This window comes from Psychrosphaera haliotis (assembly GCF_009728465.1).
Taxonomy (GTDB): domain Bacteria; phylum Pseudomonadota; class Gammaproteobacteria; order Enterobacterales; family Alteromonadaceae; genus Psychrosphaera; species Psychrosphaera haliotis.
The window spans coordinates 663,766-675,940 of record NZ_WOCD01000003.1 but is presented as its reverse complement, the minus strand read 5'-3'; the positions used below and the strand labels follow the sequence as shown (position 1 = coordinate 675,940).

The following is a 12,175-nucleotide window of genomic DNA, read 5'->3' as shown; positions in this document are numbered from 1 at the left end:
ACGAATATTTATATTCAAAATATAGCTAAATATCGTTCAGGTTATTTCTTTTACGTCCGCCAGTCTCTATAATTAGCCGCTTTCTGACATTCATGTCTATAGTTACTTTGTGCGAAGTGACACCTATATAAAACAAGAGGACATCATTGTGCTTCAAGAATATCGTAAACACGTTGAAGAGCGTGCCGCTGAAGGTATCGTTCCTAAGCCACTAGATGCAGCGCAAGTTGCTGATTTAGTAGAGCTAATCAAAAACCCGCCAGCTGGCGAAGAAGAATTTATTTTAGATTTGTTAACAAATCGTGTACCTCCTGGTGTAGATGATGCCGCTTATGTTAAAGCAGGCTTTTTAGCTGCTGTTGCAAAAAGCGAAGCAAGCTCGCCAATTCTTTCTGCTGAAAAAGCAACTGAATTACTAGGTACAATGCTTGGTGGTTACAATATCGAGCCAATGATTGACCTTTTAGACAATGCAGACCTAGCTGCAACAGCTGCAACAGGCCTTAAAAAGACATTGTTAATGTTTGATGCGTTTTTTGACGTTAAAGACAAAGCAGACGCAGGAAACGAGACCGCTAAAGAAGTTATGGAATCGTGGGCGAATGCTGAATGGTTCTTAAACAAGCCTAAAGTTGCTGAAAAAATTACAGTTAAAGTATTTAAAGTAACTGGCGAAACAAATACAGATGACCTTTCTCCTGCACCAGATGCATGGTCTCGTCCTGATATTCCATTGCACGCAACTGCAATGTTGAAAATGGAACGTGAAGGTATTAACCCTGATCAACCAGGTACTATTGGTCCAATTGAGCAAATTAAACAGCTTCAAGAAGACAATATCCCACTAGCTTATGTTGGTGACGTTGTTGGTACTGGTTCTTCTCGTAAGTCTGCAACAAACTCAGTTTTATGGTTCATGGGCGATGATATCCCTAATGTTCCTAACAAACGTGCTGGTGGTGTGTGTCTAGGTGGCAAAATTGCCCCAATCTTCTACAACACAATGGAAGACTCAGGTGCACTACCAATTGAATTAGACGTTCAAAAAATGGAAATGGGCGATGTAATCGACATTTTCCCATATGAAGGCGTTGTTAAACGTTCTGGTACTGACGAAGTAATCTCTACTTTTGAATTATCAAAAGTGTTATTAGACGAAGTTCGTGCTGGTGGTCGTATTCCACTAATCATTGGTCGTGGTTTAACAACACGTGCTCGAGAAGTACTTGGTCTTGGCGCAACAGACATCTTTGCTCTTCCTACTGATACAGCTGAATCTACAAAAGGTTACACGCTAGCTCAGAAGATGGTTGGTAAAGCATGTGGTGTTGAAGGCGTTCGCGCTGGTCAATACTGTGAGCCTAAGATGACGACGGTTGGTTCTCAAGATACAACTGGTCCTATGACTCGTGACGAACTTAAAGATCTTGCATGTCTTGGTTTCCAAGCTGATTTAACTATGCAGTCTTTCTGTCACACATCTGCTTATCCTAAGCCAGTTGACGTTAATACGCATCATACGTTACCAGACTTCATCATGAACCGTGGTGGTGTATCACTTCGTCCAGGTGACGGTGTAATTCACTCATGGTTAAACCGTATGTTGTTGCCAGATACAGTTGGTACTGGTGGTGATTCACATACTCGTTTCCCTCTTGGTATTTCTTTCCCTGCCGGTTCTGGTCTAGTAGCATTTGCTGCGGCAACAGGTGTTATGCCTCTTGATATGCCTGAATCAGTATTGGTTCGCTTTAAAGGTGAAATGAAGCCTGGTATTACATTACGTGACTTAGTGCACGCAATTCCATACTACGGTATCAAAGAAGGGCTACTGACTGTTGCTAAAGCCGGTAAAGTAAACGAATTCTCTGGTCGTGTACTTGAAATTGAAGGTCTTAAAGGTTTAACAGTTGAGCAAGCATTTGAGTTATCTGATGCATCTGCTGAACGTTCAGCTGCTGGTTGTTCAATCAAGATGGACGAAGAAGCGGTTGCTGAGTACTTAAACTCTAACATCGTTATGCTTAAGTGGATGATCTCTGAAGGTTACGGTGATGTACGTACTATTGAACGTCGTATCAACGCAATGCAAGAGTGGCTAGACAATCCATCATTGATGGAAGCGGACGCTGACGCAGAATACGCACACGTATTAGAAATTGACCTTAATGACATTAACGAGCCAATCGTATGTTGTCCAAATGACCCAGATGATGCAAAACTATTATCTGACGTTGCTGGCACAAACATCGACGAAGTATTCATTGGTTCTTGTATGACTAACATTGGTCACTTCCGTGCAGCTGGTAAATTAATGGCTAACTTTGGCGGTGTATTACCAACTCGCACTTGGGTTGCTCCACCAACTAAGATGGACCGTGACCAGTTAACAGAAGAAGGTTACTACTTCACATATGGTAAAGCTGGGGTTCGTATTGAAACTCCTGGTTGTTCACTATGTATGGGTAACCAGGCGCGTGTTGCAGATGGGGCTACAGTACTTTCTACTTCTACTCGTAACTTCCCTAACCGTCTTGGTACAGGTGCAAATGTATACCTAACGTCTGCTGAACTAGCAGCGGCTGGTGCAATCATGGGTAAAATCCCAACAGTTGCAGAATACATGGAATACGCGAAGCACATTGATACAACAGCGGCGGATACTTACCGTTACTTGAACTTCCACAAGATGACGCAATACACGGATAAAGCTGAAAAAGTAATTATTCAAAAAGCGGTTTAATATTTGAATAAAATAGCGAGTGAAGCTTCAAGCATTGCGCTCGCTAACTTATTTAAGTAAGAATAAAAAGGCACATAGATTGTGCCTTTTTTTGATCCTATAAACTGACTTACTCGTTACGGGAACTCAGTAATTAAAAACGTGTCACTTTTAAACATGGAGTAAAAGTAAATGCGCGACAACATCATTAAGTTTTTATCTAGTATCTGTGTCTCTATGCTAGCCATTTTTCTTTGTTTTGCAGTACTTGACTTGATTTGGTTCACCTTTATATCAGGTGACTGGTACCAGCAAGAGATGCAGGGGCTGATGCGAACTGAATTCATAATTTGGCCTTGGTTAGCCTTCTACTTCTTGTATGGTGGCGTGACCTTTGTATTAGCGGTTGTAGCGAATAGAGATAAACCTATTTATTACGCAGGCATTGATGGTGCACTGTTAGGCTTAGCAAGTTATGGCGCTTATAACTTAACGAGTTACAGTATTTTAGAAGGTTTTTCGCTATTTATTATGGCCGTAGATTGGAGTTGGGGGACATTCCTAACTAGTGTTTGCGCAATGGCTGGTTGGGCTGGTTTCCAAAAAGTGAGACCGAAAATAGACCAAAAGTGAAAAAGAAAAATAATAAAGTGTGATACACAGCCGAACTTATTACGTAACTAAACAGATATCTAAGAAAGTAAGTAGCTAGAAAGTAGATAGCTAAGTAAATAAATAAGTAAACCAGCGTTTAGTTAACTATATAGCGTCACTTAACTCGTAATAAGGAAATATTGTGAATAAGCTAATAACAATTTTTGTAACCACACTTCTTGCAGGTTGTTCTATCGTGGGCGAAGCAGGGGTAGAGTCTGCGCCTTATAAATTGCTTAAAGCCGATAAAGATAAAGAGACAGAAACAAAAATAGAAATACGCGAATATCAGTCAATGGTTCTGGTTTCTACGAGTATGGATGACGATGGCAGAAACAGTGCTTTCAGACGTTTGTTTAATTACATCGCTGGCGATAATTCAGGTCAACGAGAGATAGCAATGACAGCGCCTGTTTATATGGGCAATGATGCGGCGAGTGGCGAAGGAATGAAAATTTCGATGACGGCGCCTGTATTTATGAATAGTGATGTCGCGTCTTCCGGTGGGGCTAATGTTATGTCCTTTGTCATGCCTGACAGTTTTACTTACGACTCGACACCTATACCGAATAACCCAAAAGTAAAAGTCTCAGAAGTTAAGAACTATAAAGTAGCCGCGATTACTTTTAGTTGGACGTTAAGCGACAGCAATGTAAAAAAGCACACAAATATTTTACTCGACTACTTAAAGCAGAATGATTTTACCGTTACAGGTAAGGCTTATACAGCAGCTTACAACGGACCAATGACATTGCCCATGTATCGTAAAAATGAAGTGCTAATTCCAATTCAGTAGCTTGTTGAGGTGTATTCTTAATTCTTTAAGACATATTCTTAATCCCTTAAGACAAATATTTAAACTTAATAGCAAAAATTGAAATATTAAGAGCCTGAGAAACTATAAAGTTTCAGGCTTTGTTATTTAAAAATAATGACAGTGTTTTAATCTCGCCTAAGCTTTGTGGTAAACTCCGCCCATTCCAGTCATAAGACTAAACTGCATATAGAATCGAAGATAATGTTAGATAACGTAAGAATAGTACTCGTAAATACCTCACACACAGGCAATATTGGTTCAGTAGCTCGCGCAATGAAAACAATGGGGCTTTCAGATCTTGTATTGGTTGATCCAGTTAAAGAACCAGATAGTCATGCTTCAGCCTTAGCGGCAGGCGCGACGGATATTTTGGGGAATGCTAGAATCGTTAGCGAGTTAAAAGATGCTATTTCTGATTGTGGACTAGCCGTAGCCGCAAGCGCAAGGTCAAGAACACTATCTTGGCCAATGTTAGATCCACGTGAATGTGGTAAAAAAGTCGTTGTTGAAGGTAAGCAGCATAAAGTTGCATTAGTGTTTGGTCGCGAAAACTCGGGTCTAACTAATGAAGAACTGCAGCAGTGTCAATTCCATGTACATATACCGGCCAATCCTGACTACAGCTCTTTAAACCTAGCGATGGCGGTACAAACGCTTAGCTATGAAGTACGTATGAACTTTTTAGAAGAGCAACAAAGCCAATTTGAATCGTTAGACGTTGAGTACCCAAACAGCGAACAGCTTGAAGGTTTTTACGCCCATTTAGAAGAAGCTCTGACAAAAACGGGTTTTATTGTAAAACAGCACCCTGGTCAAGTAATGACAAAGCTACGTCGCTTGTTTAACCGAGCTAGACCTGAAGCTCATGAGCTTAATATTTTACGCGGTATTATGACGTCTATTACTAAAACTAAAGACTAATACCCGTATCGTTATAATTTGGAATTAGGCGCACGCCCTAGCAAATTGCCGGTTTTATTATTTTCAGAACGTATAGAGTAAATCATGTTTGAGCAAATCAAAGAAGATATAAAAAGTGTTTACAGCCGTGACCCTGCGGCCCGTAGCAATACCGAAATCTTTTTTAACTACCCAGGCTTACATGCAATTTGGATGCAACGAGTTAGCCACAAATTGTGGTTAGCTAACTGGAAATGGTTAGCAAGGTTTATATCTACTATTGCTCGCTGGATTACAGGTGTAGAAATCCATCCGGGCGCTACTATTGGTCGTCGATTTTTCATTGATCACGGCATGGGGGTGGTTATTGGTGAAACCGCTGAAATTGGCGATGATGTTACGGTTTACCATGGCGTTACGCTCGGTGGAACCAGCTGGAATGGCGGTAAACGTCACCCAACATTAAAAGACGGTGTGGTTGTAGGTGCTGGTGCAAAAATTCTAGGTCCAATCATTATCAATAAAAACGCCCGAGTTGGCTCAAATTCTGTTGTTGTAAAAGAAGTACCTGAAGGCGCAACGGTAGTTGGTATTCCAGGCCGACTGGTAACGAAGGCAGAGCCTGAAAAGCATGACAAACGCAGTAAAATTGCTGAAAAATATGGTTTTGATGCTTACGCAGTATCACCAGATAACCCAGATCCGGTAGCCAGTGCCATTGGTCGTATGGTGGATCATATCTCGATAATGGATGAGAAAATCACTTCGTTATGCACTGAAGTCTGCAAAATGGGCGGCGATGTCTGTGATAAAGCCCTACCAATTATTGATTTGGACGATGATTTTAAAGAAGCAGAGCAAAATGCTGCAAAACAGCGTGAAGCTGGAATAGCAGGATTTGACCCGAGTATCTAACACAAAAATAAGATGATCCTAAATCCGCAATTAAACGTTGAATTATACTAATAACCTACTAAAATAGTCAGGTATTAATACTTGACTAATTTACTCAGGTTTGTAAAATGCGCAGCCAAGTAAATCAAGCCGTTGCGCGTTATTCGGCAAGCTCATTAAGGAATGTAAATGAAACTATCTTCTAAAGGTCGTTATGCAGTTACTGCGATGCTAGATGTTGCATTACATGCGTCAAATGGCCCAGTGCCGTTGATGGATATTTCTGAGCGCCAAGGAATCTCGTTATCCTACTTAGAGCAACTTTTTGCCAAACTTCGAAAGGGCCAACTGGTCAACAGTGTTAGAGGCCCAGGCGGCGGTTATTTTCTCGGTCGTGAGGCGGCTGATATATCTATTAGTGAAGTAATAGCGGCGGTTGATGAAAGCGTTGATGCTACAAAATGTGCCGGGCAAGCAAATTGCCAAGGCGGATCACGCTGCTTGACTCATAAATTGTGGGAAGGTCTCAGTGATCGAATTGAGAGTTTCTTAAGTAACATCACCCTTGGTGAACTTGTTGATCAAAAAGATGTAAAACGGATCGCAGAACGACAGGATTCGAAAAATACATCCATTCGCTTTGTAGCGGATAGTCTTTAAAAAATTTTTAACTATTGTATTAAGCAATAGAGTGCGGAGAAATAAATGAAGTTACCTATTTACCTAGATTACGCAGCAACAACACCTGTAGACCCTCGTGTTGCTGAACAAATGATGAACTGTCTAACTATGGACGGCACATTTGGAAACCCTGCATCTCGTTCACACCGCTACGGTTGGCAAGCAGAAGAGTTAGTTGATATTGCTCGTAACAATATTGCTGAATTGGTTAATGCAGACCCTCGTGAAATCGTGTTTACTTCTGGTGCAACAGAATCAAATAACTTAGCAATAAAAGGTGCCGCCAACTTTTATTCTAAAAAAGGTAAACACGTAATTACAGCAAAAACTGAACATAAAGCAGTTTTAGACACGTGTCGTGAATTAGAACGTCAAGGTTATGAAGTAACGTATTTAGACGTTATGGCGAATGGCTTAATTGACTTAGAAGTGCTTGAAAAAGCAATGCGTGACGATACAGTTTTAGTAAGCATCATGCACATCAACAATGAAATTGGTGTTATGCAAGACATCAAAAAAATTGGCGAAATGTGTCGTGAGCGTAAAATCATTTTCCATGTAGATGCAGCACAGAGCGCTGGAAAAGTTGCCATTGATTTAACTGACCTTAAAGTAGATTTAATGTCATTTTCTGCTCACAAAATGTATGGCCCTAAAGGTATTGGCGCACTTTACGTTCGTCGTAAGCCTCGTATTCGTTTAGAAGCACAAATGCACGGTGGCGGTCATGAGCGTGGTTTCCGTTCAGGTACGTTAGCGGTTCACCAAATTGTAGGTATGGGTGAAGCTGCACGTGTTGCTAAAGAAGATATGGAAAAAGACACACAACACATCATTGAGCTACGTGATCGTCTTTGGAATGGCATTAAGCACATTGAAGAAACGTATATCAATGGCGACATGGAACAACGCTTCCCTGGTATCTTTAACGTAAGCTTTAACTTTGTTGAAGGCGAAAGCTTAATCATGGCGCTTAAAGACATGGCGGTTTCTTCGGGTTCTGCATGTACATCTGCAAGCTTAGAGCCTTCATATGTTCTTCGTGCACTAGGTCTGTCAGATGAATTAGCACATAGCTCAATTCGTTTCAGTATTGGCCGCTTCACAACAGAAGAAGATATTGATCATGTTATTGGTCAGGTAAATAATTCAATTGATAAGTTACGTGAAATGTCACCGCTTTGGGAAATGTTCAAAGACGGCGTTGATTTATCAAAAATCGAATGGGCTGGTCACTAGTACTCAGCCGAGAAACAAATAGTAAAATGGTGTTAGGGATTAACTCTAACGCCACATTAAAAATTAAAATTGCGTAACGCAATGTAGGAGCTAAAAATGGCTTATAGCGAAAAAGTAATCGACCATTATGAAAACCCACGTAACGTAGGTTCTTTTGACAAGAATGACCCAAGCATTGCAACGGGTATGGTTGGCGCACCGGCTTGTGGTGACGTAATGAAACTACAACTTAAAATTGACGACAAAGGCATTATTTCAGACGCTAAGTTTAAAACTTACGGCTGTGGGTCAGCAATTGCTTCTTCTTCACTTGTAACAGAGTGGGTAAAAGGTAAGTCGATTGAAGAAGCTCAAGCACTTAGCAACACTGAAATTGCTGAAGAATTAGCATTACCGCCGGTAAAAATTCACTGCTCTATTTTAGCTGAAGACGCTATTAAAGCAGCAATCGAAGACTACAAATCAAAAAGCAGCAACTAAGAACGCAATATCGTTCAAGTAGTTAGTTAGAATTGTAGAAATAAATAGTTGGGATAGTAGTAATGGCAATCAGTTTAACCGATGCAGCAGCAGACCGTGTAAGAACCTTTTTGACAAACCGAGGCAAAGGCCTAGGGTTGCGTTTAGGAGTAAAAACAACGGGTTGTTCTGGATTAGCATATGTACTTGAGTTTGTTGATGAGTTGCAAGAAGGTGATGAAGTCTTTGAGCATAATGACGTAAAAGTTATCGTTGACGCAAAAAGTTTAGTTTATCTAGATGGCACTCAATTAGACTTTGTTAAAAACGGTTTAAATGAAGGTTTTGAGTTTACTAACCCTAACCAAAAAGATGAATGTGGATGTGGTGAAAGTTTCACAATCTAAATTCAGCTAAATGCTATTCCTAAGGCCATATTCCGATATATGGCCTTCTTTGTTTCTAAAATTGTATTAAAAAAGGTGACTTCATGCGGTATTTTGATTTATTTGATTTACCTGTTCAGTTTGATGTTGACTTATTGACCCTCCAAGATCGTTTTCGCTCAATTCAAAAACAAGTGCATCCAGACAAGTTTGCTAATGGCAGTGACCAACAGAAGTTATTAGCGGTACAGCAGGCATCTGAGGTTAATGACGCCTATGAGACATTAAAAAGTCCATTAAATAGAGCCGAGTATATGGTTGCGGAACATGGTCATGATGTAAAACATGAGCAAGAAACCATTAAAGATGGTGCTTTTTTGATGCAGCAGATGGAGCTCAGAGAAGAGCTTGAAGATCTTGAATCTAGCAATGATCCTGAACAAGCACTAGACGTTTTTTACAGCGATATAAAAAAGCTTATTAAACTATATACCGATGAGTTTAATGTAAACTTTGATAAGCAAGAGTATAAACTGGCGGCAATGTCAGTGAAGAAGTTACGTTTTATTTATAAGCTGAAAAGCGAAGCAGAAGCATTAGAAGATAAGTTACTAGACTACTAAATTAGGAAAGTTAACGGTTTATTATGGCATTACTACAAATAGCAGAACCAGGTCAAAGTACTAACCCTCATGAGCACAAACTTGCGGTTGGAATTGACTTAGGAACAACAAACTCTTTAGTGGCTTCAGTTCGAAGTGGTCTTCCTGAAGTGCTTGCCGATGAGCAGGGCAACAAGTCTTTGCCATCAGCAGTACAGTATTTAGAAGACTCTATTCTTGTTGGTCATGAAGCTAAAAATAACGCAGCGAGTGACCCTGAAAATACTCTTGTTTCCGTGAAACGCTTTTTAGGAAGAGGGCTTGAGGATATTAATCGTCTATATGGTGACTTGCCATATAACTTTGTAGAAAAAGAGCATACGGTTAACATTCAAACACGCCAGGGTGAAAAGAACCCTATTCAAGTGTCAGCTGAAATTCTTAATAAGCTGCATACGCAAGCTATTGCAACATTAGGTGATGCATTGCAGGGCGCAGTTATCACTGTTCCAGCTTACTTTGACGATGCTCAAAGACACGGCACTAAGGATGCGGCAGAAATTGCAGGCATAAAGGTACTCAGGTTAATCAACGAGCCAACTGCGGCCGCGATCGCCTACGGTCTAGACTCTGGTAAAGAGGGCGTAATTGCCGTTTATGACCTAGGTGGTGGCACGTTTGATATCTCGGTTTTAAGATTAAACAAAGGTGTTTTTGAGGTACTGTCAACGGGTGGCGATTCTGCGTTAGGCGGAGATGATTTTGATAGAGCCATTGTTAAGTTACTACTTAAAAACGCAAACGTTACAGCTAAATTAAGCGCGAAAAGCTTACGAAAGATGTATGACTTAGGTCGTGAGTTAAAAGAGTCTTTAACTATTAATGAGACTGTCGAATTTAATGTCTCTTTGTTGGAAGGCGACATAGTTGGCCAAATCACCAGAGCAGAGTTTGAATCTGAAATTGAGGCCTTGGTTAAAACAACACTAAGAAGTTGTCGTCGTGCCGTAAAAGACGCTGGTGTTGAGCTAGAAGAGATATTAGAAGTGGTAATGGTGGGCGGTTCAACTCGCGTTCCGTTAGTGCGAGAGAAGGTTGAAGGCTTTTTTAATCGAACTCCATTGACCTCAATAAACCCTGATGAAGTGGTAGCGATTGGCGCGGCAATACAAGCTGACCTGCTAGTTGGTAACAAACCTGATTCTGATATGTTGTTACTTGACGTAACTCCGCTATCGCTAGGCTTAGAAACGATGGGTGGCTTAGTGGAGAAGGTTATTCCGCGTAATACCACGATCCCAGTGGCAAGAGCTCAAGAGTTTACAACTTATAAAGACGGTCAAACGATGATGGCCATTCACGTATTGCAAGGCGAGCGTGAAATGGTTGATGACTGTCGAAGCTTAGCCCGTTTTGTTCTTAAAGGCATTCCTCCGTTAACGGCGGGCATTGCGGTAATCAGAGTAACATTTAACATTGATGCAGATGGTTTGTTAAGCGTTACGGCAATGGAGAAGTCTACTGGAATAGAGTCTTCTATCCAGGTTAAGCCTTCTTATGGCCTAGAGCAAAGTGAAATTGCTGATATGATCAAAGCGTCTATGTCGAATGCAAAAGAAGACATGGCGGCGCGAATGTTAGCAGAGCAAAAAGTAGATGCGATTCGAATGATTGAAGCTATTGAAATGGCGATAAACGAATCAGGCCATCTATTACAAGTAAATGAATTAGAAGCTATTAATAACGCTATCGAAGCTTTGCGAGTGTCAACTGCACAAGCCAATGGCGATGTAATTAAGACTGCTATTAAAGCATTAGACGATATTAGTCAGCCTTTTGCCGCAAGACGAATGGAAGACAGCATTAAACAAGCATTGACGGGTCACTCCGTGGATAACGTATAAATTTTAGAGAAGAGAGCTAATATGCCACAAATTATATTTTTACCGCATTCTGATTTATGTCCTGACGGTGCTGTACTTGAAGGTGAAAAGGGCGAATCAGTATTAAATGTAGCTTTAAAAAACGACATTGACATTGAGCACGCTTGTGAGAAGGTTTGCGCATGTACAACTTGTCACATCATAGTGCGCGAGGGTTTTGACTCATTATCGGAAAGCGACGAAACTAGAAGATGACATGTTAGACAAGGCATGGGGCTTAGAAGCTGAATCTCGATTAGGCTGCCAAGCCATTATTCGAGATGAAGACTTAGTTGTTGAAATTCCAAAATATAGTTTAAATCACGCTAAAGAAAACCATTAGTGTTTTGATATAACGTCTATACTAAAAAAGCCCGGTTTTTATAACTGGGCTTTTTGCATTTTAAAGAAAAATTTAATGACAGTGATGGATTAAAAAGTAAATTGATTAATAGATTAAATAATCGATTTATGTAGCTGAATTTGCTACCGAATTTAAATCAGAGGGATTTAATTTGATTTTACCAAATAATAAAGTTTTTGTAGTCTTATTCGCGTTCTTTAGTTACTACTTCATAGCAAAAGTAGGGCTGCTATTTGCCATACCTCCTGGCTTTGCAAGCACTATTTGGCCTGCTGCAGGTATTGGACTAGCAACCTACCTTATAATGGGGCGCTGGGCTTTATTCGGTATCTTTATCGCATCAATTTTTGCTAATTATCAAGTTTCTAATAGCCTTGGTAATCCATTTTTTCTAGAAATGTTAATTCTACCAACACTTTTAGCGTTTGGCACTGCACTTCAATTAATTGTATCAAAGCGGCTGTTAATCAGGTTTTTTGAAATACCTATTAAGGCTGTTAGCCTAAAAGTCTAATCCGATTTTTACTCATTGTTG

The 12,175-nt window shown here is 40.3% G+C and carries 12 protein-coding genes and 1 pseudogene; all 13 read left to right on the top strand.

From position 1 onward, the window contains the following. Positions 1 to 148 precede the first annotated feature (148 nt). The 13 genes and pseudogenes from acnB to GNP35_RS07895 all read left to right on the top strand — a co-directional run bounded on the left by acnB (position 149) and on the right by GNP35_RS07895 (position 12,154). Positions 149 to 2,743, top strand: a complete 2,595-nt coding sequence (gene acnB / locus GNP35_RS07955; protein WP_330997745.1) for a bifunctional aconitate hydratase 2/2-methylisocitrate dehydratase — start codon at positions 149 to 151, stop codon at positions 2,741 to 2,743. A gap of 171 nt (positions 2,744 to 2,914) precedes the next feature. Beyond that, a complete protein-coding gene (locus tag GNP35_RS07950) occupies positions 2,915 to 3,355 on the top strand; it encodes a DUF2177 family protein (protein WP_155695602.1) in 441 nt (146 codons plus the stop codon). Positions 3,356 to 3,518: 163 nt separating this feature from the next. Then, positions 3,519 to 4,172: an SOUL family heme-binding protein gene (locus GNP35_RS07945; RefSeq protein ID WP_330997744.1), complete on the top strand. Its 654-nt coding sequence runs from the start codon at positions 3,519 to 3,521 to the stop codon at positions 4,170 to 4,172. A 222-nt stretch (positions 4,173 to 4,394) separates the two neighbouring features. After that, positions 4,395 to 5,114 carry a tRNA (cytosine(32)/uridine(32)-2'-O)-methyltransferase TrmJ gene (gene trmJ, locus GNP35_RS07940; RefSeq protein ID WP_155695601.1) on the top strand — a complete coding sequence of 240 codons (720 nt, stop codon included), beginning with the start codon at positions 4,395 to 4,397 and terminating at the stop codon, positions 5,112 to 5,114. An 84-nt stretch (positions 5,115 to 5,198) separates the two neighbouring features. Next, the gene (gene cysE / locus GNP35_RS07935; RefSeq protein WP_155695600.1) at positions 5,199 to 6,008 is read left to right on the top strand and encodes a serine O-acetyltransferase; all 810 of its coding nucleotides are present in this window, start codon (positions 5,199 to 5,201) and stop codon (positions 6,006 to 6,008) included. 168 nt (positions 6,009 to 6,176) lie between these two features. After that, positions 6,177 to 6,647: a Fe-S cluster assembly transcriptional regulator IscR gene (iscR, locus tag GNP35_RS07930; RefSeq protein WP_155695599.1), complete on the top strand. Its 471-nt coding sequence runs from the start codon at positions 6,177 to 6,179 to the stop codon at positions 6,645 to 6,647. A 45-nt stretch (positions 6,648 to 6,692) separates the two neighbouring features. Continuing rightward, positions 6,693 to 7,907: an IscS subfamily cysteine desulfurase gene (locus GNP35_RS07925; protein WP_155695598.1), complete on the top strand. Its 1,215-nt coding sequence runs from the start codon at positions 6,693 to 6,695 to the stop codon at positions 7,905 to 7,907. A gap of 96 nt (positions 7,908 to 8,003) precedes the next feature. Beyond that, positions 8,004 to 8,387, top strand: coding sequence for a Fe-S cluster assembly scaffold IscU (gene iscU, locus GNP35_RS07920; protein WP_155695597.1), 384 nt, complete (start codon positions 8,004 to 8,006; stop codon positions 8,385 to 8,387). 62 nt (positions 8,388 to 8,449) lie between these two features. Next, positions 8,450 to 8,773 (top strand): iron-sulfur cluster assembly protein IscA, encoded by a 324-nt coding sequence (gene iscA / locus GNP35_RS07915; RefSeq protein WP_155695596.1) that lies wholly within the window; start codon positions 8,450 to 8,452, stop codon positions 8,771 to 8,773. An 83-nt stretch (positions 8,774 to 8,856) separates the two neighbouring features. Next, on the top strand, positions 8,857 to 9,375 hold the full coding sequence (gene hscB / locus GNP35_RS07910) for a co-chaperone HscB (protein WP_155695595.1): 519 nt from the start codon (positions 8,857 to 8,859) through the stop codon (positions 9,373 to 9,375). Between the two features lie 23 nt (positions 9,376 to 9,398). After that, a complete protein-coding gene (gene hscA / locus GNP35_RS07905) occupies positions 9,399 to 11,258 on the top strand; it encodes a Fe-S protein assembly chaperone HscA (RefSeq protein WP_155695594.1) in 1,860 nt (619 codons plus the stop codon). 21 nt (positions 11,259 to 11,279) lie between these two features. Beyond that, positions 11,280 to 11,619, top strand: a pseudogene (gene fdx / locus GNP35_RS07900) (ISC system 2Fe-2S type ferredoxin). Positions 11,620 to 11,791: 172 nt separating this feature from the next. Beyond that, positions 11,792 to 12,154, top strand: a complete 363-nt coding sequence (locus GNP35_RS07895; RefSeq protein WP_155695593.1) for an MASE1 domain-containing protein — start codon at positions 11,792 to 11,794, stop codon at positions 12,152 to 12,154. The last annotated feature ends 21 nt before the right edge of the window (positions 12,155 to 12,175 follow it).

Coding starts and splice junctions, on each gene's coding strand:
- GNP35_RS07950 (WP_155695602.1), top strand. CDS start 2,915: ATGCGCGACAACATCATTAAGTTTTTATCTAGTATCTGTGTCTCTATG.
- trmJ (WP_155695601.1), top strand. CDS start 4,395: ATGTTAGATAACGTAAGAATAGTACTCGTAAATACCTCACACACAGGC.
- cysE (WP_155695600.1), top strand. CDS start 5,199: ATGTTTGAGCAAATCAAAGAAGATATAAAAAGTGTTTACAGCCGTGAC.
- iscR (WP_155695599.1), top strand. CDS start 6,177: ATGAAACTATCTTCTAAAGGTCGTTATGCAGTTACTGCGATGCTAGAT.
- GNP35_RS07925 (WP_155695598.1), top strand. CDS start 6,693: ATGAAGTTACCTATTTACCTAGATTACGCAGCAACAACACCTGTAGAC.
- iscU (WP_155695597.1), top strand. CDS start 8,004: ATGGCTTATAGCGAAAAAGTAATCGACCATTATGAAAACCCACGTAAC.
- iscA (WP_155695596.1), top strand. CDS start 8,450: ATGGCAATCAGTTTAACCGATGCAGCAGCAGACCGTGTAAGAACCTTT.
- hscB (WP_155695595.1), top strand. CDS start 8,857: ATGCGGTATTTTGATTTATTTGATTTACCTGTTCAGTTTGATGTTGAC.
- hscA (WP_155695594.1), top strand. CDS start 9,399: ATGGCATTACTACAAATAGCAGAACCAGGTCAAAGTACTAACCCTCAT.